Raw genomic sequence first — 24,898 nt, 5'->3', positions numbered from 1 at the left:
AAATGTCAGAGAATATGATTCAAGCTTTAGTCTTTGGCGCAGTGACGGCCTTTATTGGTTTATTAACCTACTTAAAATGTCGTGGCCATGGGCACAGTAAACAAAGCCAAAACAAAGAATACTTTTTAGCGGGTGGCGGATTAACCTGGGTATTTGTTGCGGGCTCTATCACCCTGACCAATTTGAGTACGGATCAGCTTGTTGGTATGAATGGTAATCAGATGGCTTTGTTAGCTTGGTGGGAGTTTGCGGCCGTCATTGGTTTGATTATTTTAGCTAAAGTATTTATTCCGATTTACTACAAATATAACTGTACTACCACCACAGAATTATTAGAAAAACGTTACAACAACAAACATATCCGCGCGGTTATTGGTATGTTGTTTTTCTTAGGTAATGCATTGATTTATATGCCAGCGGTTATCTATTCCGGTTCATTATTTATGCAAACCATGTTCAATGTTGATATCCCACTCATGTATATCGCAATTGCCTTTGCTGCCCTAGGTGCTATTTACGCTATCTTTGGTGGTTTACGTGCAGTTGCAGTGTCAGATACCTATTCTGGTGTATTGCTACTTACTATGGCTATTTTGGTGGTGTTTCTCTCTTTATACGCCATTGATTTCGACTTTAGTGGCATCCCTGCGGATCGTTTGACCTTAATTGGTGATGAAGACTCACCCTTACCTTGGCAAACCCTGTTAACCGGTATGATCTTTATTCAGATGTACTACTGGGGAACCAACCAAACCATTACGCAAAGAGCCATGGCTGCGCCCAATGTTAAAGAAGCGCAGAAAGGCGTATATGCAGCTGCGGTTATCCGTATCTTAATCGTTCCGGCCATCATTGTGTTGCCTGGCATTATCTCCTTTAAGTTATACGGTGATATCGGTGATGCCGCCTATGGACGTATTGTGGGAGACGTGATGCCTCTTTGGTTAACCGGTGTATTTGCTGCCGCTATGGCGGCGGCCGTGTTATCTACCTACAACAGCTTGTTAAATTCTGCTACAGCTTTGTATGTGTGTGATATTCATGAAGCTTACTTTAATAAGAGCCCTAATGTGGCGCGTTTAAGTGGTTGGGTAACGGCATTGTTAACGATATTTTCATTAGTGTTAGTGCCGATATATCAACAAGCAGACAGCATCATCAATTTACTGCAACAACTTAATGGTCTACTGAGTATGCCAATATTGTCGATTTTTGTGGTGGGCTTGGTCTTTAAAGATGTTGATGCAAGAGCGGGCATTGCGGCAGTTATTTTTGGCGTATTGATGTATGGCTCTTTGACCTTTGAATTCTCACCCTTACATTCGTCTTGGCACTATATACATTTGATGCCTGTTACGTTGATCTCTTGTATTAGTTTTGCACTATTCATTAATAGATTCGTCTTTGGCCAACGCGCTAAGTTTGCGTGGGGTAGCAACGATGGAATGGAATTAGTGGGTAAAGAGTAATTGTTGGAATAGTATCGGAAACGCAATGAGCAACTTAAGAAAAAGTAATATTAGTAAATTGCCCCAAGGAACCTACGACGTCCTGATTGTAGGTGGCGGAATTAATGGGGCTGTGTCTGCTGCAGCACTGGCTGCGAAGGGGGTAAAGGTTGCTTTAATTGATAAAGGTGATTTTGCCGGTTTCACTAGCTCTAATTCATCTAATTTAGCGTGGGGTGGTATTAAGTACTTAGAAAGTTATGAATACGGTTTGGTCAACAAATTGTGCAAGAGCCGTAACCACTTAATGCGCAGTTATCCCTCAACGGTTAAAGAAATTCGCTTTTTGACCAGTATTCAAAAAGGCTTTCGTTTTCCTCCGCTGTTTATTTACATGGGTACCTTACTTTACTGGGTGATGGGGCGCTTTTTTACCAAAATGCCGAGTTACTTATCCGGTGATAAAATCAAGTCAATGGAGAGTGTGGTTAATACTCAAAATGTTGCTGGGGGCTTTGAATATTCAGACGCATACCTATACGACAACGATGCGCGATTTGTATTTAACTTCATCCGCTCAAGCATGAGTTACGGCTGTATCGCGGCCAATTATGTTGAATCACTTGGCTCTAAGCGTTCTGAAGGTATTTGGCATACAAAAGCGAAAGATTGTATCTCGGGTCAAGAGTTTGAAGTTCGCTCTAAGGTGTTAATTAATGCCGCTGGCCCTTTTGTTGATCCCTTAAATGTGGTCAACAATGAGAAGACTGAACATCATCATGTTTTCTCGAAAGGGATTCATCTTATTGTGGATCGCATTACGCCAAGCAATAAAGTGTTAACCTTCTTTGCTGATGATGGCCGCTTGTTTTTTGTTATCCCTATGGGGCCTAAAACCTGTATTGGTACCACTGATACCCAAGTTGAAAGCCCCATAACCCATGTCACGGAAAAAGACAGGCAGTTTGTATTGGACAACGTCAACAAATTATTGGCTCTTGAAAAACCTTTGACCAAAGACGATATTATTTCTGAACGTTGTGGTGTGCGTCCCTTAGCGATAAAAGGTTCTGGAGGCAAGGCCGATTGGGTTCAACTGTCTCGAAAACACGCCATTGATACTCATGATGAACACAACTACATGTCTATTTTTGGTGGAAAGTTGACAGATTGTATCAACGTCGGTGATGAAGTAGCCGCTATCGTTGAGAAGTTTGGGGTGTCTTTACCCTACAATCATTACAAATGGTATGGCGAGCCCGACGACACAGTAAGAGATGAGTTTTTCCATCGTGCTAAGTTGATGGGGTTTGATAATTTGACGCCGGCTACCTCTTCAGAGCCTTTGACCTCTCGATTCTGGCGACGTTATGGACGCAATGCCATTAACATGTTAGAAAAAATTCGTGAGAACCCTGAAAAAGCAGAGCTACTTATCGAAAAGTCAGAATACCTAAGAGTTGAAATAGAGCATGCTGCTGAGCGAGAAATGGTGACTAAACTAGAAGACTTTCTACGCCGGCGTTCGAAAATCTCTTTGGTGGTTCGAGATGAAGATATCTTGGGGGCGCCTGGTTTAGTTGAAGCCTGTGAAATTCTGTTTGGCAATGAGGCAAAGGCCAAGTTGCAAGAGTATAAAGACAGTATCTCTGCCCCATAAGGCGCGGCTCATGTTTATTGCTGCGCTATTGCACTGGTGAGGGTTTCGTTTTAGATTCAATCATCAGTGTTGATTACCGCTTCAGCGTCATTCAAACTGAAAGGGAAGCAAAACAACAAGGCTTAATAAAAAGGAGTTCCTATGAGTGATTTTGAAAATGAGGTTTCAAGGGTCGTCGTTGATCAAGATTCAAAAAATTTAGCACTACTGACTTGGATAGGTACGATATTTTTTGGCTTTATTCCTGGGCTAGTGATGTATCTGGTTAAAAAAGACGATGCGTTTATTTGTGGTCATGCCAAAGAAGCATTGAATTGGTGTATCACGGCTGCTATTGGTTACTTTATCTGTTTTATTTTAACTATCATATTAATTGGCGCGTTGTTGTTTCCCGTACTTGGTTTGTGCCATTTAATTTTTTGTGTTTTAGGCGCAATAAAAGCCTCTAACGGGGAATATTATTTAACGCCCTTCGCAATACGCTTAATCAAATAGGCTGATAAAAGAGGTGTTGAATAGATAAATTCAGCGCCTCATTTTGCTCAGTTGCTACACGCACCTCGTTTATATCACGTATTACTCTCTAAAAGTTCATTCGTTTAACCTAACTAAGGTTTTGTTTTTATTACTGAATTTAATTATGAATTGCAACGTCATGTGGCGTATGTAAATAAGCTGTAAGCTTGGGGTGACAAAAGCCGGCAAATATAAGATACTTTTGGCCGTTTTTGCTAGGTTTGTCCTCTTGCAGATTGAATTAGTGACACGGATTAGTGGGCACGTCAAACATCTCCAGATTTCCATTTGTAGCAATTGAACAGAACGAATTACTTGGCAGCTCAGCAAATAGCCATCACAAACAAAATATAAAAGAGAAGTATTCCATGAACTATATCCCCTTAGATAAAGAAAAACATAAAGACCTTCGCGTTAATCTAAATCACGAATTTGCCCATGTAAAAGATGCCCATATCGCCGCTGCATCTTTGAAAGAATATGCGCAACTAGCTAGTTGTATGCCAATTGTGTTTGTGAAAGATCCTAAATCAGAAATTACTCACAGCGTGGTTATGTTAGGCACTGAGCAAAACGTTAACTTATACATGCAGTCAGGTAAGTGGAGCGCGCACAGTGTGCCTTTAAATATCCAGCGTTACCCTTTTGATGTGCGTCCTGATGGCGACAAATTGGGCGTTTATATTGATGCGGACAGCCCTTTAGTGGGTAAAGAAGAAGGTGAATTGTTATTTACTGAAACGGGTGAAGCGAGTCCTTATTTAGACAATCGCCAGAAATTGTTGTCAGAGCTTGCCAATAGCGAAATGGCCACTCAACGTTTTATCAAGAAATTGATTGAATTGAAATTACTTGATCCTATCGTTTTACGTGTTCAATATGCCAGCGGCCAACAACGCAACATCAATGGTATGCAGAGCATCAGTGAAAAACGCTTGCACGAGCTGTCTGATGAGCAAACTCTTGAATTGCACAAAGCTGGTTTCCTTGGTGCCATTTATGCGATCTTATTATCACTAGGCCAACTAAACCGTTTAGTGCAAATGTCTACCGAAGGTGAAACGCCGATTCAATCATTGCAACTTAGAATTGAAGAGCCTGCAAAAGAAGAAGCGACAGCTTAATTTTACGCCAGCCTCAAAAAACCAGTCTCCTGACTGGTTTTTTTATGTCCTTCTAACACTGAGTATCAACTCAGTTGATACTCAGTGACTGAATAAAAGCGTTGGCCTGGCGCTAGTTGCGCAGAGGGAAAGTGGCTTTGATTGGGAGAGTCTGGATAGAATTGTGTTTCAAAACACAATGCTCCGTTATCTTGATAGGCAATACCTTCTTTTCCTTTAGGCTCTGGCCCTAAGTAATTGGCTGTATAAAGCTGCATGCCCGGCATAGTGGTAAATACTTTTAAGGTTAGTCCTGCCGTTTCATCAGTAGCAATAGCCGCAAGTGTGGGCTGCGCAGCGCCGGTGTTAAATCCGTCTAAACACCAATTGTGATCATAGCCATTACCTATTTTTATCTGTTGATGATCACTCGCTAGACCCTGCATAACGGGCGTCATCTTTCGTAAATCAAAGGGGGTATTATCCACCGCTAATAATTCGCCAGTTGGAATGGCATTCGCATCTGTTGGCGTGAAATAACTGGCAAACATCTGCACATGGTGATGGTTAATATTACCGCTCTGGTGGCCAGCAAGATTAAAGTAACTATGTTGAGTGGGGTTATACAAGGTAAGATGATCCGTTGTCGCTTTGTATTCAATACGTAAGCTATTTTCTTCCGTTAGCGTATAAATGACTTCTGCATTGAGCTGTCCTGGAAATCCTTGGTCAGCGTCTTCACTGATAAGTTGTAAGCGTATGCTGGGGTTAAGGCCTTCGTTTATCACGCTGGTGTGCCAAACACGGCGATTAAAACCATCAGACCCACCGTGCAAACAGTTTCCACCTTGGTTAACATCGACCTGATAGGCCTTATTATCCAGCGAAAACTGTCCATGTTTTATCCGGTTGGCGTAGCGCCCAACCAGCGCGCCAAGATAAGCTTGATCCGCAAGGTAATCCTCTAATGAATCAAAGCCTAGAACAATATCTGTAGGTGATGCAGCCGATGTGGGTACTAACCAACGCCGAATAATGCCACCAAGATTAAGGATATCTACTTGCATCCCTTTACGATTAATTAAGCTTATTTGCTCAACTGCTTGACCATTTGGGAGTAGGCCAAAATGCGCTGTTTTGATCATGCTTGGAATCCTAAGGTGCTTTGCACCGCGCTTTGCCAACCTTTGAGAAGTCGCTCTCGGCTGGGACTGTCCATTGTAGAGGTAAATTCAACATCAACTTGATTCAGCAGGGTAAGTTCTTCAATTGAGTTATAAATACCAGCTTGTAAACCGGCAAGATAGGCTGCACCTAATGCGGTAGTTTCCATTAACTTAGGTCGCTCAACTGTGACATCGAGAATATTGGATAAAAACTGACACAACCAGTTATTGGCAACCATGCCGCCGTCAACCCTGATTTTCTTAATGGATACACCATCTTCGGCCATCGCATGCATTAAGTCAGTGGTTTGATAACAAACAGACTCAAGTGCTGCACGCACAAAATGCGCATTCGTGGTGCCACGTGTTAATCCATAAATTGCGCCCCTTGCATCTGGCGCCCAATGCGGGGCACCTAAACCAGCAAAAGCAGGAACCATGAAAACACCATGATCATCGTCGACGGTTTTCGCCAGCGCCTCAGTTTCTGAGGCACTTCGTATGAGGCCTAGGCCATCCCGCAACCATTGAACTGCGGCTCCGGCAATAAAAATAGAACCTTCCAGGGCATAATGGGTTGTACCTTTAATGGTATAGGCGACAGTGGTGAGTAACTTGTTTTTAGAAGCAAAGGCTTTTTCGCCGGTATTGAGCATTACAAAGCATCCAGTACCGTATGTGCTTTTGATGGTGCCTTGTTTAAAGCAGCATTGGCCAATACTGGCGGCTTGTTGATCACCCGCCACACCAAGTATAGGTAAGGAGAAACCTAATAACTCGTCATTGGTGTGACCATAATCATCCGCACACTCTTTTACTGTAGGTAACACTGACTTGGGTACATTAAATATTTCGAGTAGCTTGTCGTCCCACGTCATATCGTGAATATTAAAGAGGTTGGTACGACTGGCATTGGTGACATCGGTGGCATGCATTTGTCCATCGGTTAGGCGCCATATTAAAAATGAATCAATGGTGCCAAAGGCAAGTTCTCCGGCTTCTGCTTTGACTCGCGCGCCCTCAACATTATCTAAGATCCATGCCACTTTTGAGGCTGAAAAATAAGGGTCAAGTAATAAGCCCGTACGAGAGTTAACTTCTTCAAATAAGCCTTTCTCTTGTAAATTTCGACAGACACTGGCGGTTCTTCTGTCTTGCCATACGATGGCGTTGTAAATAGTTTGGCCGGTATTGCGATCCCACACTACTGTGGTTTCACGTTGATTGGTTACGCCGATGGCTGCGATCCTTGCCCCTTTTGCAATGGCTTTTGATACTGCTTCGCGACATACCACTACCGTAGAGGTCCATATATCTTCAGGGTCATGTTCTACCCATCCATCATGGGGATAATGCTGGGCGAATTCTTGTTGAGCGACGGCAACGATGCTGGAGTCTGGCGCAAATACAATGGCTCGAGTAGAGGTCGTTCCTTGATCGATAGCAAGTACACAGTTTGAGATCTGCATGGTTATTCTTGTCCTTTACAACTTTATTGGGTTTTTTTTAATTTTTCTTCATCTAAGGCGTTATTCAATAGGGTTTTAGCTTCTATCAATAAGCTACGCATCTGATCTTCTGCACCTTGTTGATTGCCCGCTAAGATGAGGTCGAGAATTTGTTGATGGTCATCCACACTAGCTCGGTCAACGCCTTTAAATCGGTTAGTCATGCGAATACTAAATCTCAAGGCTACTTCGATGGTATGGCGCATATTCCAGAAAAAACGATTGTTACTGGCTTCTAAAATACCAACATGAAAAGCAATATCCGCGTCTAAGTGGTCGTCCTCGCCGCGATCCGCCGCCTTCATTCGCTCCATGGCTTTTAACAGGGTAAGTCTACTTGCTTCATTTACGTTTTTAGCCGCCAGGGCTGTAGCCGCGGGCTCTATGGCCAAACGCATATCAACAAATTCAGAAATAATCGGCAGATTACCTTTGCGTGCTAACATCCAGTTTAGAATATCGGGGTCTGATAAATTCCATTGTGATTCGGGTAAAACAATAGTACCTCGGCGAGGGCGTGCATCTAACATGCCTTTGGCTGTTAACATTTTTACCGCTTCGCGCAGTACGGTGCGACTTGCGTCGAATGATTCGCACAATAGAGCTTCTGCCTGCAAAGGTTGGCCTTGTGGGTACTCGCCCAAGGCAATGGCTTTTCCAAGTGACTGCACGATGTGCTGAGTAAAATTTCCGCTAAACATTCTCGTTGCCATGTTTTTCTCTTTTAGTCTTCAACATAAAATAGCTTATGAAGTGCATATGTATTGCGCTAAGCGGCGGACATGGGCATCTTACATAGTGCTTCGGGTAAGCCAGTGTAGGGCGTTTTATAAATAAAAAGTCCGCCATCGTACTGGCTAATCTGTGTTTCTTTAAGGTCTTGCCATGCCGAAGTGACGCATAAATATTGTAGGTTTTCTCCAGCAAAACTCACACAGCTCGGTTGCTTACACGGTACGGTCAAGGTGAGTAATAAACTACCTTGTGGGCTGTAACGTTTTACTGTGGCACTGCCCCATTGGGCGCTCCATAAACACCCTTCGCTGTCGATACAAGCGCCGTCAGGAAAGGCGCTTCTGTCAGTATGGATAAAATCTTGGAATGGTCCGATATTGCCGCTTGTTGCATCGAAAGAAGCTGTTTGTATGCAACGTTTCGGCGAGTCGGCAAAATACACCTTTTTGCTATCGATACTCCAACATAAACTATTGGCAATGTGCACGTCGCGAGTTTGCTCGCTGATGCTTGCATCAAAATTCAATCGATATAAAGAACCTGAGTCTTGCTTATTTTGTGTTTTATCGACTAAGGAGCCGGCCCAAAAGCGGCCTTGTCGGTCGACTCGTCCGTCATTCAGTCTGACGCCAATGGGGAGGTTTAATTGATTGAGCCAACGCACCTCTTGATGCCTAGGATTAAAAAATGCAAAACCCGATGCAAAGGCGCAAATGAGCCACTGCGGGTCATCAGTAAAACCAAAACTGGCTAAGGCCTCAGGGCAAGGGTAACGTTGTAAGTTACCATCAAAATCCCAGCAATAAAGCTTATTTTGCAGAATGTCTGTCCAATAGAGTCGTTGTGTTCGATGGTCCCAAATTACGCCTTCGCCCAAGGTATTATTGACCAATAGCTGATGTGCTAAGATGAGCTCATTATTCATTAATATAAGACTCCCAGTTGGTTGCGGCCAAGGCTTGCATGCCCAAAATGGTGGCGTCTTCACTACTGAACAGTTTGTTCGTAATGCCAATATGGTTGAGTGCCTGCACATATAAACTGCAGATATAGTCTGAGCCAATAACACTGACGTCTGAAAATGAATGGAAGTCTTTCATCGCCGCTTTTACATCGGCGCCAATGAGCAAACCAGACAAATAGCCCGCCGCTTGACTGTTGTCCATATTATTGATGACTTGCAACGAGCGAGTGGCAAAGAGCGTATGCAGCACATTACTATTTTCACTCATGCCGACTTGCAAACCTTGAGTAAACGTTACACTGCAGGCTCTTTGATTGATCGCGGGGTTCAATAGTACGCTGTGCTGATTGAGCACTTCATATAGCTCACCTACTGGACTGGTTACAAAAGATTGGATCTGATTATTGGCCAACAAAGCCCATTTTGTATGGGTGCCCGGTAAACAAACCAATTGCTCTTTTTGCTGCGGATATTGCGACAAAAAACCAAAAAGTTGCGTTTCTTCGCCGCGCATTATATCGGGCAAATCGTAATGATTGGTGCATGTCACACCCGGTAATATTGTGATATCGATACCCTTGGCTTGAAAGGTAATGGCATTTTCTAATAATTGATGTTTATCAGTAGGGCAGGCCACGTAAGGGGCTTTTTTCCAGCCAATGTCAGCGCCCACTGTACCAATTAAAAATACTGGCAAGGGGCCATATTGATTAAACCAATCTTGGCATAATTCAAAAAAACAGGCTTCGGGATCGCTAATATGTTTTATCCCCCGTCCCTGTGAACGGGCCAAGACGGTCAAGTGTTGTTGATAAAAACGGCAAAGATAAAAACGACTGACACTGGTTCCCCAGTCACCTAAGACCATCAAGCCGCTTTTAGCATTCATTACGTGCGCCCCGCATCAACGACAAACTGCTGGCCGGTGATCATAGCGCTGTCATCTGCCGCTAAAAATAATGCCATGTTGGCAATGTGGTAAGATTCGAGTCGGCCTTTTAAGGCAACGGATTTTTGCCATTCTCGCTCTGCTTCAGGGCTTAACCACAGAGACAACTGCTTGTCTGTCGTTACCCAGCCGGGCAAAATACTGTTCACTCGAATACCGTATTCACCATATTGATTGGCTAATGATTTACTTAACCCATTCAGCGCCGACTTCGCAGCCACATACCCAGGCATTTGTCGGGGCCCAATCAATACATTGATTGAGCTGATGTTAATAATATTACCCTTATGGTTGCCCCGCATGATTTTTATTGCCGCTTGGGACGCAAAAAACGTTGCGTCTAAATTAACCGATAGACAATCGCGCCAAGCTTGTTGCGTCACTTCTAGCGGGGAATGGCGCATGTCATTCGCTACATTATTTATAAGGATATCGAGCTGTTTATAACGTTGAGGAATGTTTGCAATGAAAGCTTGTAAGGCATCAATATCGGTGGCGTCTAAGAGTGCAAATTCAGGAGGATTGTTGCAACTGCTTGTTACTTTTTCACACAGCTTTTGAGCAACATCTGGCAAGATATCGATAAAAATAACTTTGGCTTGTTGACGACAAAAAGCCTCTACCATGACAGCGCCAATACCTGATGCGCCCCCAGTGATAAAAACCACTTTGTCTTTTAGACTGGGGTAAATGGCATGGTTAGTCATGACGTTGTACTGGGCCTAATTTACTATTGCGCCGCACCGTATATTTCCTTAAGCTTATGATTATTCAGTAAAAAGTGAAAATAACTAGTTTTTATTAATAGTATAATATTACTTAAATACATAATATCCCACTAAATTTACCTTTTTTTAACTCCTGAGTATTATGCCCCTAAGTCCGCCGCTTGAGTGTTCGGTGATACGGCTAACTATGACCTGAATGCCTAACTTTTATGTGATATTCCGCTGTACCCCTTTTGCGTCACCTTTAGTGTTTTTCTAGCGATATCATACACTTCGGCAAAGCCTTATTTTTAGTGGCTTGCACCGCTTTCAATTTACTGTTTTTAGTCCTTGACATGCGATGGTTGTGGTACCTAAACTGTGCATCGTGGGTAAAAGTGGCGTAAAGTGGATCAAAGAGGTCGATTTAGCGCGCAATCAGTTCAATTCGACAGATAAAAATTAAAAAAAGGTTAGGGGCATGTTCCGCGGCGCTAATGCAATCAGTCTAGATTTAAAGGGACGCGTTACGATACCCACTCGGTATCGTCAGTCTTTGCTGGACGATTGTCAGGGACAACTGGTTTGCACGATTGACACACAACAACCCTGCTTGCTGCTTTATCCACTTCCCGAATGGGAAGAAATTGAATTAAAACTATCTCGTTTATCCAGTATGAATCCTCATGAGCGTCGCTTACAGCGTTTGTTGTTGGGCTATGCAATGGAAGGTGAAATGGATAAAAACGGCCGCTTTTTACTGAGTGCGCCATTGCGCCAACATGCAAAATTAGATAAGCAAATCATGTTAGTTGGCCAATTTAATAAATTTGAGTTGTGGGACGCTGAAGTTTGGCAACAGCAAATTAGCTTGGATGTGGAAACAGAACAACAAGCTGATTTTGAATTAACCGAACGTTTACAGGACTTTGCGCTCTAATGACTAGCTCTTTTATTCATCATTCTGTTTTATTACAAGAATCTATCGACGCCTTGGCTATCAATCCTGATGGGATTTATCTGGATGGTACATTCGGTCGTGGTGGGCACAGTCAACACATACTCAATGCACTCTCAGCAAAAGGCCGGTTAATTGCCTTAGACAGAGACCCTCAAGCGATTGCCTCAGCAGAACGTTTCGCCGATGACCCTCGCTTTTCTATTCATCATGTGACTTTTTCGCAGTTATCTGAGGTGGCTGAGCAATTACGTTTAGTCGGAAAAATAGATGGAATTTTATTGGATTTAGGGGTGTCATCACCGCAGCTGGATGATGCTGAACGTGGCTTTAGCTTTATGCGTGAAGGACCCTTAGATATGCGCATGGATACCAGTAAAGGGATAAGTGCCGCGCAGTGGCTTGCAAAAGCTGATGAGCAAGACATCACGCAAGTAATAAAAGAACTGGGTGAAGAAAAATTTGGTAAACGTATTGCTCACGGCATCGTTAACGCTCGAGCCCTAGCTCCTATCGTTACCACCACCCAGTTAGCTAAAATAATCGATGAAGCAGTGCCTGTTAAGGATAAGTTTAAACACCCCGCTACTCGCAGTTTTCAAGCGATTCGCATGTATATCAACAGCGAGTTAGATGAAATTCGTAGTGCCCTAAAGGCTGCTTTACACACCCTTAGCCCAGGTGGTCGTTTAGCGGTAATTAGTTTTCATTCTTTGGAAGACCGTATTGTTAAACGGTTTGTTCGTGAGCAAAGCAAAGGTCTTGATGTGCCCCACGGCATGCCAATTCTTCAATCGGAAATCGATGCTGCCAAAGCACTCAAAGCTATCGGAAAGGCGATAATGCCCAGCCAGAGCGAGTTAAAGCAAAATGTTCGCTCCCGCAGTGCAGTGCTGAGGGTGGCAGAAAAATTATGACAAACGCGAATACCAACTTTAATTTATTCAGTTTTATCTTCGCTGACTTAGCCCGCCATCCTTTGCGGGTTTTATTGTTTATAGCGGTATTGATCAGTGCTATCGCTGTAATTCTCAGTGCTCACCACAATAGACAGATGGCCATTGCCCTAGAAAAACTCATGCAGCAGCAAGATCACCTTGATGTTGAGTGGCGTCATTTGGTCTTAGAGCAAAGCGCGTTAACTGAGCATAATCGCATTGAGTCTTTAGTAGAAAAAAAATTAGATATGCACCGCCCTGAACCTACAGAAGAAGTGGTGGTGCGTATAAAATGAAACGCTCAGTAAACTCATCACGTTCAGGCCAAGCAAAAGCCATTGGTGCACCAACATTGTTGCACTGGCGCTTTTTGTTAGTGTTGAGTGTTATTTTACTGGTATTCATTGGTCTAGGTGTGCGCGCGGCTTACATTCAAGTGGTTTCACCTGATCAACTGATCCAACGTGGTGATAACCGCACCTTACGTACACGCAACGATCCGGTGCATCGGGGGTTGATTACCGACAGAAATGGTCAGCAACTAGCGGTCAGTGTGCCTGTAAGAGCCATTTGGGCTGACCCGAAAAAAATTGCGCAAGGCAGTGGCTTTAGTGATAAACGCCGTTGGTTGGCATTTGCTGAAGTGTTGGGCCAAGACGTTGATACCTTGATTGCGAAAGTCGACGATCCGACTAAGCGCTTTGTTTATTTGCAGCGTCAAGTGTCGCCAGCTATGGCTGAGTATGTTGAGCAACTGGATTTAGATGGTATTTATCTGCGCGACGAATCTCGTCGCTATTACCCAACTGGCGAAGTATCGGCCCATGTGATTGGTTTTACTAACGTAGATGACCAAGGTATTGAAGGCATTGAAAAGCTTTACAACGATTGGCTGACAGGCACGCCGGGTAGTCGCCAAATTCGTCGTGATGGCAAAGGCCGACAAGTTGAGATTTTAGCTACTGAAGAGGGTAAGCAAGCCCACAATATTCAATTAACTATCGACCAGCGTATTCAAGCCCTCGCGTACAAAGAGTTAAAGTGGGCGGTGGGCTTTTACAAAGCCACATCAGCGTCGGCCGTGGTGACTGATGTGCGTACCGGCGAAATTTTAGCTCTGGTGAATAGCCCTTCATACAATCCTAATAATCGTCAAGGTGTGTCGGCTCATCGTATTCGTAATCGTGCTGTAACCGACGCTTATGAACCCGGTTCGTCAGTTAAACCACTGGCTGTATTGAGTGCTCTAGAGTTTGGTTCAGCCACACCAAAATCGAAAATTAATACCTCGCCCGGCTGGATGCATCTAGGTGGTAAAATTGTGCGTGATGCACGCAATTATGGCGAACTTGATTTAACCGACATTATTCGGCATTCAAGCAATATGGGCACTTCAAAATTGGCTCTGTCGGTGCCCAAGGAATATTTAATCGACATGTTTTACAACGTTGGTTTAATGAGTGATAGCGGCGCCAATTTGCTGGGTGAAACCAATGGTATTTTTAACGAACGCCCACGTTGGTCAGATTTTGATATCGCTACTTTATCTTTTGGCTACGGGATATCCGTCACGGCCCTCCAGCTTGCTCGCATGTATAGCATCCTTGGTGATGGCGGTATTAAACGTCCTCTGAGTATTGTGAAAAGTGATCAGCCCCCAGAGACAGAGCGGGTGATCAGCGAACAAGCCGCTCAAGATGTATTGCACATGATGGAAAGCGTGTTACAAGAGGGGGGCTCGGCCCGTAAAGCTGCCGTGCCTGGCTATCGGGTTGCAGGCAAAACCGGCACCAGCCGCAAGGCCATCGCCAATGGTTACGGCGAAGAATACGTCAATATTTTTGCTGGCGTGGCCCCTGTATCAAATCCGCAGTTAGCGGTAGTTATATTGATTAACGAGCCAAAAGGCGACTTGTACTACGCCGGAGATACCGCTGCGCCTGTTTTTGCCAAAGTGATGGCGGGCAGCTTACAAATGTTAAACGTGGCACCTGATAACAAAGATGTATCGTCTTTGGCGGCCGTAGCGGGAGGTCATAATGCGGGTTGATATGTTAAGTATTGAAAGTCAATTTGCTGAGCCTTTTGCGCAAAGTATTCAAAGCCTACTGGCTAATTTTGGAATTAGCGCCCCAGATATCATGATCACCGAGCTGGTCTTAGACAGTCGTGATGTTGCTATTCATAAAGCGTTTATAGCAATTAAAGGTCATAGCCGAGACGGACGTGATTTTATTCCTCAGGCAGTGAGTTTAGGGGCCAAGGTTATTATTGCTCAGTGCGACAGCGCTGAGTTACATGGCCAAGTGACGATGCGAGACAACTCGCTGATTATATGCTTTTTTGAATTAGCTGAAAAATTATCAAAACTAGCCGCTTATTTTTATCAGCATCCTGCTAATTCTTTATCTGTGGTGGCGGTAACGGGGACCAACGGTAAAACCTCTGTGGTGCAATTATGCAATCAACTTGCTTACTTATTGGGCGAGCGTAGTGCCTCCATCGGCACCTTGGGATCCGGTATTTACCACCAATTGAGCCAGTTGCATAGCACCGTGAATACTACCCCTGACGCCATTAGTATTCAGCGTTTATTAGCCGAATTTGTGGGTGAAGGTGCATCCCAAGTTGCGCTGGAAGCGTCTTCCCATGCCCTAGTACAAAAGCGTTTAGCTGCGCTGAAAACAGATGTCGCCGTATTTACTAATTTAAGCCGAGACCACCTCGACTATCACCACACCATGGACGATTACGCAAGAGCCAAACGTCTGTTGCTGGCGCAGCCAAGTCTGAAGTATGCAGTACTCAATGGGAATGATCCTGAGCATCTTAATTGGTTAGCCACGAGTGCAAAAAATACTCAGGTTGTTGTGTATGGCTTAAATATGGCAAAAGACAGCGTATCCAAAGACTATCAATACTGCCTAGCCAACAACATTCAATTTACTGCTTTTGGTGTGCGCTTCAGCTTGGAATCGTCATGGGGCAATTGTGAGTTGCGTTTAAATTTGGTGGGTGAATTTAATATCAGTAATGCGCTTGCTGCCATTACTGCGCAGCTGTGTTTGGGTAAAAACCTAAAAAATATTGCTTATATTGCACAAAAGCTGCAGCCGGTGGCGGGTCGAATGGAGCTGTTTAGTCATCCAGGTAGAGCCACTATTGTAGTGGATTATGCCCATACCCCCGATGCCTTAGAAAAGTCGTTGTTAGCAGTGCGCCAACATTGCCAAGGTCAATTGTGGTGCGTTTTTGGCTGTGGGGGCGACCGAGATACAGGCAAACGTCCACTAATGGGCGCGATTGCTGAACGCTTAGCAGACCGTGTTGTCATTACCGATGACAATGTGCGCAGTGAAGAGCCAAAAAGAATAGTTGAAGACATTCTACAAGGCTGCCGTGACCCTCAGACAATTTTAGTGGAGCACAGCCGTACAAAAGCGATTGAAATAGCAGCACAGCAATGCACGGAGCACGACTTTATTTTAGTCGCGGGTAAAGGACATGAGGATTATCAAATCATTGGCCACCAGAGCCAAGCTTACGACGAACGAGCGTTTGTAAAACAGTTTCAACAGGGGAAAACATCATGATCCCAGTTTCACTTTCATGGGTGGCTGAGCATATTCGAGGGCAGCTAGTTGATGCAAAAACGCAATCTATCGTGATTGAAAGCGTCAGCACCGATACCCGTAATATTGAAAAGGGTGCCTTATTTATTGCCTTACAGGGGCCTAATTTTGATGGGCATCACTTTGTTAAACAAGCCCATGATTTGGGCGCTATCGCGGCTATTGTCAGTCATCCAGTAGATGTTGATATTGCTCAGATCGTGGTTGGCGACACAAAATTGGCCTTGGGACATCTTGCAGGCGCAGTCAAACATCAGCTATCTCCCCTAACGGTGGGTATCACCGGTAGTAGTGGTAAAACCACGGTTAAAGAAATGGTTGCGGCTATTTTATCTCGCCGTGGCAAAGTATTGGCTACCAAAGGCAATTTTAATAACGATATCGGCGTGCCCTTAACCTTGTTGCGCCTTGAGGCTGAGCACGAATTCGCAGTGATTGAAATGGGTGCTAATCACCTAGGTGAAATTGCCTACACCACCGAACTTGTTAAACCTGATGTCGCCACTATCGTCAATGTCGCCGCTGCCCATTTAGAAGGTTTTGGCAGTTTATTGGGCGTAGCGAGAGCAAAAAGTGAAATTTTTAACGGCTTATCAGAACACGGCGTTGCAATATTAAATGCTGACACCCAGTTTTATGATTTTTGGAAAGGGAAATTACGCTTAAATAATGTCCAATGTTTCTCTAGTGAGAAACAGGTGGAGTTCTATGCGCAAGATACGGTCTTAGGCCTTGATGGCTGTGCTCAATTTGACATGGTTACGCCTCAAGGTCGGGTTAATGTATCTCTTTCTTTACCAGGTATGCATAACGTTAGTAATGCCTTGGTGGCGTCTGCCTTAGCCTTAGGTGTAGGGGCGAGTCTTAATGATGTTGCCGAGGGCTTGCGCAATATGCCCCATGTTGCTGGTCGTTTGCATGTCAAACAATTGAGTAACCAAGTTAAGGTACTCGATGATACCTACAACGCTAACGTAGGCTCGGTTAACGCCGCAATCGACTTACTTGCGAGTTTTGCAGGACGCAGAATTCTGATCTTAGGTGATATGGCTGAATTGGGTGAAAAGGCCCGCTATTACCATGAGCAAGTGGGCGAATACGCCCAACAAAAAGGCATAGATGAGTTATTCACTCTTGGTGTATTAAGCCAAAGCGCCAGCGCGGTATTTAATGACAGCGGTAAACATTTTAGTGAAATAAGTCAATTAACTGAGTTTGTATTACAGCAGCTAGGCACTGAAAAACGCGACATCACTATTTTGGTGAAAGGCTCTCGCAGTGCAAAAATGGAAAGAGTAGTTAAGGCATTGGAGGATTCTGGCTTGGGAAAGTTTGAAAGGGTTAGGGAGTTGATGGCATGTTAATTTGGCTAGCCGAATGGCTAAAGCAGTTTGATGCTGGATTTAATGTATTTACTTATCTAACCCTGCGGGCCATTTTGAGTACGTTAACCGCGTTATTGATTGCCTTGATTATTGGGCCAAAGATGATCCGCTGGTTGCAGCACTTGCAAATCGGCCAAACTGTCAGAACTGATGGTCCTCAAACCCATTTGGTTAAATCGGGCACCCCTACTATGGGAGGCTTATTAATTTTGGCGGCTATCATTACTAGTGTATTGCTGTGGGCCGACCTATCAAACCGCTACGTGTGGGTGACACTCTTTGTTGTAACCACCTATGGCATCATTGGATTTATTGACGACTATCGTAAAGTCATTCGCAAAGATCCCAAGGGCCTAATTGCCCGTTGGAAGTATTTTTGGCAGTCGGTGATAGCGATTGCGGTGGCGTTTTATTTATATGCTAGTCAGCAAAATCCCGCTGAAACCGCTCTGCTTGTGCCGTTTTTCAAAGAAGTAATGCCTCAAATGGGTTTGTTCTTCTTGGTGTCTACTTACTTTGTCATTGTCGGTACCAGTAATGCCGTTAATTTAACAGATGGTTTAGACGGTTTAGCGATTGTGCCGACCATATTAGTTGCTGGCGCCTTTGCTATTTTTGCTTACACCACCGGTAACGTTAATTTTTCAGCTTACTTAAATATTCCCCACATTCCGCTTACCAGTGAGTTGGTTATTGTGTGCACAGCCATTGTGGGCGCAGGGTTGGGTTTTTTGTGGTTTAACACCTATCCAGCTCAAGTCTTTATGGGTGATGTTGGCTCTTTAGCGCTGGGCGGTACCTTAGGCATTTTGGCGGTACTCGTGCGCCAAGAAATCGTATTGATCATTATGGGGGGGGTGTTTGTTGCAGAAACGCTGTCAGTGATATTGCAAGTGGGCTCCTTTAAATTACGCGGGCAACGCATCTTCCGAATGGCACCTATTCATCATCATTACGAACTAAAAGGCTGGCCAGAACCGCGGGTAATTGTGCGCTTTTGGATCATATCGTTAATTTTAGTATTAATTGGTTTAGCGACCTTAAAACTCAGATAACAGGAATTGATACTCGACATGGCAAGCATCAACTTGGCAAATAAAAACATTGTGGTAGTAGGACTGGGCCTGACCGGCTTGTCCTGCGTGCAGTTTTTATTGGCTCAAGGGGCCAAGGTAACAGCCATGGATAGTCGAAGCGCTTTGCAACATGCCTTAGATATTCCAGTCCATCTTGGTGAATTTGATGCTGAAATATTAAGCCAAGCCGACTTGATTGTCTTAAGTCCTGGCGTAAGCCTGCAAACACCAGCGATACAACATGCTATTGCCCTAGGCGTTAATGTTGTCGGCGATATTGAATTATTTGCACGTTTTAATACTTTACCGCTGATTGCGATTACTGGCTCAAATGGCAAATCCACCGTGACTCACTTAGTGGTCGAGATGTGTAAAGCATCAGGTTTACAGGTGTTAATGGGCGGTAACATCGGTGTACCTGCACTCGCGCTGCTCAATACACCGGCAGACATCGTGGTATTGGAACTATCAAGTTTTCAACTCGAAACAATGAGCTCTTTAAAAGCGGTATCGGCGACGGTGCTGAATATTTGTGATGATCACCTTGATCGTCACGGTAGCGTAGAAAATTATAAGAACATCAAACACCGGATTTATGATAATGCCGAATTTGTCGTGGCCAGCCGCGATGAATCGGCTACTCAACCTAGTAACAGAGCAGTGAATATCACCTTCGGCCTTTCGGCCAGTGAACATGATTTCAGTTGGGATAACGACACCAGCAGTATTCTTTATCAAGGTCAGCACTGGTTAAGCAGTGCCGAATGTTTGTTAGTGGGTGCGCACAATATGCTGAATATTCAAGCCGCTAGCGCCTTATCCTTGCTTGCTGGTGCCACTATGGATGGCATAAAACAAGGGGCAAAGTGTTTTGCCGGTTTGCCGCATCGCTGTCAAACCGTAGCGATACATGATCACGTGCGCTGGATCAATGATTCTAAAGCCACCAATGTAGGCGCAACACTTGCGGCTATTGAAGGCTTGGCCAGTACCTGTGCGGGTAAAATGATTCTTATTGCTGGTGGCCAAGGTAAGGGCGCTGATTTTAGTCCTCTTGGGCTAGTATTAAATGAAAAAATAGACTTTCTGATTACTCTGGGTCAAGACGGCGGACACATCGCCGCGTTGAAAGCGGGTAGTTGTCAAGTGACGAGTTTAGAAGAAGCGGTAAGCGTTGCTGCCCAGCATGCACAGAAAAACGACATCGTTTTGTTGTCTCCTGCCTGTGCAAGCCTTGATATGTTCAACAATTACCAACACCGTGGAGATTGTTTCGCCCAAGCGGTCCAGCAAGTTGTGATGCAGGAGTGCACGGTATGACAACCTTAGTGCAGTCAAAGATGGATACCCTGCGTCATCTATTTGTGAAAAAACACGATAGTGCGGCACCTTCAAAAAGCGCTGAATCGCCTAAAACTTATGATGCGGTGCTTTTACTGGTTGCTTTAGCCATACTATCGATTGGTTTTATCATCGTCACCTCAGCATCTATGCCGGTGGCTGATAGGCTTTATGACAATCCTTTTTATTTTGCAATTCGCCATGGTATCTACATTTCATTGGCTATTATCACCGCCTTGTTAGTTATCCAAATACCCATGCGCTGGTGGCGGGTGAGTAACCCCTGGTTGCTGCTTTTAGCTATCGGCCTCTTGATTGCGGTTTTGATCATAGGTCGCAGCGTTAACGGCAGTACCCGGTGGTTAGTTATCGGCCCTATTACCATTCAAGCTGCTGAGCCGGCTAAGTTGTTTTTCTTTTGCTACCTAGCCGGATACTTAGTTAGGCGATTCGAAGAAGTGACTGAAAACTTAAAAGGGTTTATCAAACCGCTTATCGTTTTTGGCGCCCTGGCGTTTTTACTATTAATGCAGCCAGATTTAGGGACTGTGGTAGTGATGTTATTTACCACTGTTGGCCTGTTATTTTTAGTCGGTGCTAAACTATGGCAATTTTTTGGCTTAGCCATTACAGGCATTTTAGTTATTGTCGCGCTGATCATCATAGAGCCCTACCGTATGATCCGTGTTACTTCGTTTTTGGACCCGTGGGCTGATCCATTTGGCAGCGGCTATCAATTAACGCAGTCACTGATGGCTTATGGTCGAGGCGATTTATTTGGTCAAGGCTTAGGTAATAGCTTACAAAAACTGGAGTATCTTCCTGAAGCACATACCGACTTCATCATGGCCATATTGGCGGAAGAGTTTGGTTTTGCCGGTGTGCTCACGGTGCTCGTTTTGATGTTTGTCATCGTGATGAAGGCCATGCGTATGGGAAATTTAGCCTTGCGTAAAGAGCGGCCTTTTGATGCCTATTTAGCCTATTCCATTGGCATATGGTTTAGTTTACAAACTGCTGTAAATGTCGGCGCAAGTGCCGGTATTTTACCCACCAAAGGCTTGACCTTTCCTCTACTCAGTTATGGTGGTTCTAGTTTAATTATCATGGCAATTGCAGTGGGTATTTTAGTGCGCATTGATTTTGAACTTCGTGTTGATGGCATACAAGCCATGAATAAGGGGTCTGGTAGTAAAGGAAATCGTAAGCCCTTACAGCAACAAGATGATCCTCAAGCCGCCGGTAAAAATCGTTTGAGCCAAGTACTTGAAAGCTTAAAAAAACCAAAGAGCAAAAAATACACTGACGGAGGCTTACATGACTAAGCGTTTGTTAGTAATGGCTGGCGGTACTGGCGGACATGTATTTCCCGGCTTATCAGTTGCTCAGCTTCTTGCTGATAAAAACTGGCAGATTCATTGGTTGGGTACGAGCGAAAGAATGGAAGCACAGCTAGTGCCTCAGGCGGGTTTTCCAATTAGTTTTATTGACGTCGTAGGGGTTAGAAATAACGGCTTACTGCGCTTAATTGCTGCGCCTTTTAAAATTATTAAATCAGTTCTACAAGCCAAAAAGATTATCAAGTCTTTTGAGCCTGATGTGGTCTTGGGCTTGGGCGGCTTTGCCAGTGGTCCAGGAGGTATTGCTGCGTGGTTAGCGAATAAACCCTTAGTTGTGCACGAGCAAAATGCAGCCCCCGGTATGACTAACCGTATTCTGGCGCGTTTAGCCAAGAAAGTGTTAACCGGTTTTGCTAATACCTTTGAAGCTCAGCAAGCTAGTAATAATACAAACGATGAAAAATACCAGTGGGTCGGCAACCCGGTGCGTGCTGCCTTTGCCACCATCCCTGTGAAGTCCGAAGTCACGTTGCCGCTTAACATCTTAGTTGTTGGCGGTAGTTTAGGCGCGCAAATTCTCAATCAGGTCGTGCCTCTTGCTCTTGTAGCAAATGCATGTGTAAACGTGCGCCATCAAACGGGTAAAGGCCACTTGGATGAGGTAACCCGTGTTTATCAGCAATCTTTGAATGGGCAAGACAATTGGCAACTTTCTGAATTTATCGATGACATTCCAGCCGCGTACGCATGGGCAGATTTAGTGATTTGCCGAGCCGGTGCATTGACCGTGGCAGAAGTTGCAGCAGCAGGTGTATGCGCAATATTTGTGCCCCTGCCGCATGCGGTGGATGATCATCAAACTAAAAATGCCCAGGTGCTCGCTGATGCTGGTGCTGCTTATCTATTACCGCAATCGGGTTTCACAGTGGATGCACTGCAGAATCTGATTACTCACTGTTTATCACAACCAGAAAAATTGATTTTAATGAGCCAAAAAGCAAAAACACTGGCATGTTTAGATGCCGCACAACACGTTGCTACAATTTGTGAACAACTAGCGGGGCGCTGTCATGACTAAACCCTCCGTAATGAATTATCATGTACCAGAAATGCGACGCATTAAGCATATCCACTTTGTGGGTATTGGTGGTGCCGGTATGGGCGGGATTGCCGAAGTCTTGCTGAATGAAGGTTACCAAGTGTCTGGCTCTGATCGTCAAGAAAACGGCATGACTTCACGCTTACAAAATTTAGGTGCGCGCATATTTATTGGTCATCAAGCCAGCAATATTGAACTGGCGAACGTGGTTGTAGTATCAAGTGCGATTGACCCTAGTAATGCCGAAGTTAGCGCGGCGATAGAATTACGAATCCCTGTTATCCGACGGGCTGAGATGTTAGCTGAGTTAATGCGGTTTAGACACGGTATTGCCATTGCGGGCACCCATGGAAAAACCACTACTACCAGTTTAATTGCGACTATTTTTGCGCAAGCAGAGCTCGATCCCACCTTTGTGATTGGTGGGCTGCTTAATAGTGCAGGCACTAACGCTCGTTTAGGGGCGAGTCGTTATTTGATTGCTGAAGCCGATGAAAGTGATGCATCGTTTATTCACTTGCAACCAATGGTGAGTGTTGTCACTAATATTGAAGCCGACCATATGGATACCTACCAAGGTGATTTCCAAAAAATGGAAGACACCTACATCGACTTCCTGCACAACTTACCTTTTTATGGCTTAGCGGTCATGTGTATTGATGATCCTGTGGTGACTAAGTTGTTACCACGCATTGGCCGTAAGTATGTGACTTACGGATTATCTGAGCATGCAGACGTACGCGCTATCGATGTCAAGCTTGGCTTTAATCAAAGTGAATTTACCGTGCTCCGTGCTGACTTAGCGCCGCTAAAAATTCGATTAAATATTCCAGGTAAACACAATGTATTAAATGCATTGGCTGCGATTGCAGTGGCCACTGATGAAAATGTGGCTGATCAGGCGATAGTTGACGCCTTGGCGAGTTTCTCAGGTATTGGCCGACGTTTTGAGCTATTAGGTGATTTCACAACGCAAAAAGGGCAGGTGGTTCTGGTAGACGACTACGGTCATCATCCTACCGAAGTCGCTGCCACCATTGCGGTCGCGCGCAATAACTGGCCCGACAGGCGCATCGTTATGGCCTATCAACCCCATCGTTACACGCGTACTCGCGACCTGTACGAAGATTTCGTGCAAATACTCTCTCAAGTAGACGTATTGCTACTACTAGAAGTGTATTCTGCTGGCGAAAGTCAAATCGACGGTGCCGACAGCAAAGCCCTTTGTCGTTCGATTCGCCAGCGAGGCGAGTTAGAGCCGATTTATGTTTCTCATGTAAATGAATTACCAAAGTTATTAGCAGAAATTCTGAATGATCAAGACATATTAATGACCCAAGGTGCTGGCAACATTGGTCAAATAGCCAAATATTTGCAAGCCAGTAAATTAGACATGGATCAACTCGCTAAGGGGAATGTGCAATGACGAATGTTAATCCCCTTGCTCCGTCAGCATACGGCAAAGTGGCAGTCATGTTCGGTGGAAAATCCGCAGAGCGTGAAGTGTCTTTGTTGTCAGGCAACGCGGTCTTAAAAAGCCTCTTGTCGTTAGGTATAGACGCGCATCGTTTTGATCCTGCTGAACAAGCCATCACAGAATTGCTTAAACAGCAGTTTTCTCGGGTAGTAATTATGTTGCATGGCCGTGGCGGTGAAGACGGTACGATGCAGGGCGCCTTGCAATTACTGGGTATTCCTTACACTGGCAGTGGTGTTTTGGGCTCCGCTTTGTGTATGGATAAAATTAAAAGTAAGCAGATTTGGCAAACCTTAGGTTTACCCACTGCTCAATATGAAATTGCTGTTAAAAGTTCCTTTGATGCGGGATCTTGCGAGGCTATAATGGCACGCTTGGGGAATGAGGTAATGGTTAAACCTGCGCAAGAGGGATCAAGCATAGGTATGACCAAAGTAAATAGTGCACAACAATTAGCAACAGCCATTCAAGATGCGTTTAAATATGATGAACACGTCTTGATCGAGCAGTTCATTCAAGGTTCTGAATTTACCGTCAGTCTGTTAAATGGTCAGGCTTTGCCTTCTATTCGCATGTCCACACCTCGCGTTTTTTATGATTACACCGCCAAATACCAAGCGGATAGCACACAGTATTTTTGCCCCAGTGGCTTAAGTGCTGAGCAAGAACAAGAATTAGGTACATTGTCGATAAAAGCCTTTAGTGCACTGTCTGGCAGTGGGTGGGGACGCATAGATTTCATGCAAGATAAAGGCGGCAATTTTTATTTGCTAGAAGCGAATACTGTGCCGGGGATGACTGAAAAGAGTTTAGTGCCTATGGCGGCAAAGCAGGCCGGTATGCGATTTTCAGATTTATCATTGGCTGTGCTGCAGACATCGATGGAACGCGGCTAA

The 24,898-nt window shown here is 44.5% G+C and carries 22 protein-coding genes; 16 read left to right on the top strand and 6 right to left on the bottom strand.

Annotated features, from left to right (window positions below; translation table 11 throughout):
- Positions 1-2 precede the first annotated feature (2 nt).
- The 4 genes from ACEN2L_RS00565 (at position 3) to ACEN2L_RS00550 (ending at position 4,748) form a co-directional block, all read left to right on the top strand.
- On the top strand, positions 3-1,469 hold the full coding sequence (locus tag ACEN2L_RS00565) for an SLC5 family protein (RefSeq protein WP_306020939.1): 1,467 nt from the start codon (positions 3-5) through the stop codon (positions 1,467-1,469).
- Positions 1,470-1,494: 25 nt separating this feature from the next.
- Complete coding sequence (locus tag ACEN2L_RS00560; protein WP_441741166.1) at positions 1,495-3,108, top strand: glycerol-3-phosphate dehydrogenase/oxidase; 1,614 nt, start codon at positions 1,495-1,497, stop codon at positions 3,106-3,108.
- A 141-nt stretch (positions 3,109-3,249) separates the two neighbouring features.
- Positions 3,250-3,603 carry a DUF4870 domain-containing protein gene (locus ACEN2L_RS00555; protein WP_441741163.1) on the top strand — a complete coding sequence of 118 codons (354 nt, stop codon included), beginning with the start codon at positions 3,250-3,252 and terminating at the stop codon, positions 3,601-3,603.
- A 389-nt stretch (positions 3,604-3,992) separates the two neighbouring features.
- Positions 3,993-4,748, top strand: a complete 756-nt coding sequence (locus ACEN2L_RS00550) for a SapC family protein (RefSeq protein WP_306020936.1) — start codon at positions 3,993-3,995, stop codon at positions 4,746-4,748.
- Between the two features lie 65 nt (positions 4,749-4,813).
- Here the strand turns inward: ACEN2L_RS00550 and ACEN2L_RS00545 are convergent, their stop codons facing one another.
- From ACEN2L_RS00545 to ACEN2L_RS00520, 6 genes are read right to left on the bottom strand one after another with little or no spacing between them, the layout of a single operon-like run.
- Complete coding sequence (locus ACEN2L_RS00545) at positions 4,814-5,872, bottom strand: aldose epimerase family protein (protein WP_441741159.1); 1,059 nt, start codon at positions 5,870-5,872, stop codon at positions 4,814-4,816.
- Complete coding sequence (glpK, locus tag ACEN2L_RS00540; RefSeq protein WP_441741156.1) at positions 5,869-7,362, bottom strand: glycerol kinase GlpK; 1,494 nt, start codon at positions 7,360-7,362, stop codon at positions 5,869-5,871. The genes ACEN2L_RS00545 and glpK overlap by 4 nt, the downstream gene beginning before the upstream one ends.
- 23 nt (positions 7,363-7,385) lie before the next feature.
- A complete protein-coding gene (locus ACEN2L_RS00535) occupies positions 7,386-8,114 on the bottom strand; it encodes a FadR/GntR family transcriptional regulator (protein WP_441741153.1) in 729 nt (242 codons plus the stop codon).
- A 56-nt stretch (positions 8,115-8,170) separates the two neighbouring features.
- The gene (locus ACEN2L_RS00530; RefSeq protein WP_441741150.1) at positions 8,171-9,061 is read right to left on the bottom strand and encodes an SMP-30/gluconolactonase/LRE family protein; all 891 of its coding nucleotides are present in this window, start codon (positions 9,059-9,061) and stop codon (positions 8,171-8,173) included.
- Positions 9,054-9,989, bottom strand: coding sequence for a 2-dehydro-3-deoxygalactonokinase (locus ACEN2L_RS00525; RefSeq protein WP_441741147.1), 936 nt, complete (start codon positions 9,987-9,989; stop codon positions 9,054-9,056). The genes ACEN2L_RS00530 and ACEN2L_RS00525 overlap by 8 nt, the downstream gene beginning before the upstream one ends.
- Positions 9,989-10,756, bottom strand: a complete 768-nt coding sequence (locus ACEN2L_RS00520; RefSeq protein WP_306020930.1) for an SDR family NAD(P)-dependent oxidoreductase — start codon at positions 10,754-10,756, stop codon at positions 9,989-9,991. The genes ACEN2L_RS00525 and ACEN2L_RS00520 overlap by 1 nt, the downstream gene beginning before the upstream one ends.
- A gap of 481 nt (positions 10,757-11,237) precedes the next feature.
- On the opposite strand from ACEN2L_RS00520, the gene mraZ reads away from it, so the two are divergent.
- Genes mraZ through ACEN2L_RS00460 form a run of 12 tightly spaced genes read left to right on the top strand, consistent with a single transcriptional unit; the run spans position 11,238 to position 24,898 of the window.
- Entirely contained in the window at positions 11,238-11,696 is a 459-nt protein-coding gene (gene mraZ, locus ACEN2L_RS00515) for a division/cell wall cluster transcriptional repressor MraZ (RefSeq protein WP_306020929.1), read from the top strand.
- Positions 11,696-12,631 (top strand): 16S rRNA (cytosine(1402)-N(4))-methyltransferase RsmH, encoded by a 936-nt coding sequence (gene rsmH, locus ACEN2L_RS00510; RefSeq protein WP_306020928.1) that lies wholly within the window; start codon positions 11,696-11,698, stop codon positions 12,629-12,631. Before mraZ ends, rsmH begins: the two co-directional genes overlap by 1 nt.
- Positions 12,628-12,948: a cell division protein FtsL gene (gene ftsL, locus ACEN2L_RS00505; protein ID WP_306020927.1), complete on the top strand. Its 321-nt coding sequence runs from the start codon at positions 12,628-12,630 to the stop codon at positions 12,946-12,948. Before rsmH ends, ftsL begins: the two co-directional genes overlap by 4 nt.
- Positions 12,945-14,702: a penicillin-binding transpeptidase domain-containing protein gene (locus ACEN2L_RS00500; protein WP_306020926.1), complete on the top strand. Its 1,758-nt coding sequence runs from the start codon at positions 12,945-12,947 to the stop codon at positions 14,700-14,702. Before ftsL ends, ACEN2L_RS00500 begins: the two co-directional genes overlap by 4 nt.
- Positions 14,692-16,245 carry a UDP-N-acetylmuramoyl-L-alanyl-D-glutamate--2,6-diaminopimelate ligase gene (gene murE, locus ACEN2L_RS00495; RefSeq protein ID WP_441741140.1) on the top strand — a complete coding sequence of 518 codons (1,554 nt, stop codon included), beginning with the start codon at positions 14,692-14,694 and terminating at the stop codon, positions 16,243-16,245. Before ACEN2L_RS00500 ends, murE begins: the two co-directional genes overlap by 11 nt.
- Entirely contained in the window at positions 16,242-17,648 is a 1,407-nt protein-coding gene (locus ACEN2L_RS00490) for a UDP-N-acetylmuramoyl-tripeptide--D-alanyl-D-alanine ligase (RefSeq protein ID WP_441741137.1), read from the top strand. The genes murE and ACEN2L_RS00490 overlap by 4 nt, the downstream gene beginning before the upstream one ends.
- Positions 17,642-18,724 carry a phospho-N-acetylmuramoyl-pentapeptide-transferase gene (gene mraY, locus ACEN2L_RS00485; RefSeq protein WP_306020923.1) on the top strand — a complete coding sequence of 361 codons (1,083 nt, stop codon included), beginning with the start codon at positions 17,642-17,644 and terminating at the stop codon, positions 18,722-18,724. The genes ACEN2L_RS00490 and mraY overlap by 7 nt, the downstream gene beginning before the upstream one ends.
- Positions 18,725-18,742: 18 nt before the next feature.
- The gene (murD, locus tag ACEN2L_RS00480) at positions 18,743-20,065 is read left to right on the top strand and encodes a UDP-N-acetylmuramoyl-L-alanine--D-glutamate ligase (protein ID WP_441741133.1); all 1,323 of its coding nucleotides are present in this window, start codon (positions 18,743-18,745) and stop codon (positions 20,063-20,065) included.
- On the top strand, positions 20,062-21,411 hold the full coding sequence (ftsW, locus tag ACEN2L_RS00475) for a cell division protein FtsW (RefSeq protein ID WP_441741130.1): 1,350 nt from the start codon (positions 20,062-20,064) through the stop codon (positions 21,409-21,411). Before murD ends, ftsW begins: the two co-directional genes overlap by 4 nt.
- Entirely contained in the window at positions 21,404-22,504 is a 1,101-nt protein-coding gene (gene murG, locus ACEN2L_RS00470; RefSeq protein WP_306020920.1) for an undecaprenyldiphospho-muramoylpentapeptide beta-N-acetylglucosaminyltransferase, read from the top strand. The genes ftsW and murG overlap by 8 nt, the downstream gene beginning before the upstream one ends.
- Positions 22,497-23,951, top strand: coding sequence for a UDP-N-acetylmuramate--L-alanine ligase (murC, locus tag ACEN2L_RS00465; RefSeq protein ID WP_441741127.1), 1,455 nt, complete (start codon positions 22,497-22,499; stop codon positions 23,949-23,951). Before murG ends, murC begins: the two co-directional genes overlap by 8 nt.
- The gene (locus ACEN2L_RS00460) at positions 23,948-24,898 is read left to right on the top strand and encodes a D-alanine--D-alanine ligase (RefSeq protein WP_441741124.1); all 951 of its coding nucleotides are present in this window, start codon (positions 23,948-23,950) and stop codon (positions 24,896-24,898) included. The genes murC and ACEN2L_RS00460 overlap by 4 nt, the downstream gene beginning before the upstream one ends.

This window comes from Flavobacterium sp. W21_SRS_FM6, assembly GCF_052119645.1.
Lineage (GTDB): Bacteria > Pseudomonadota > Gammaproteobacteria > Enterobacterales > Alteromonadaceae > Paraglaciecola.
The sequence above is the reverse complement of the archived record's forward strand: the minus strand, read 5'-3'. Positions and strand labels throughout refer to the sequence as shown.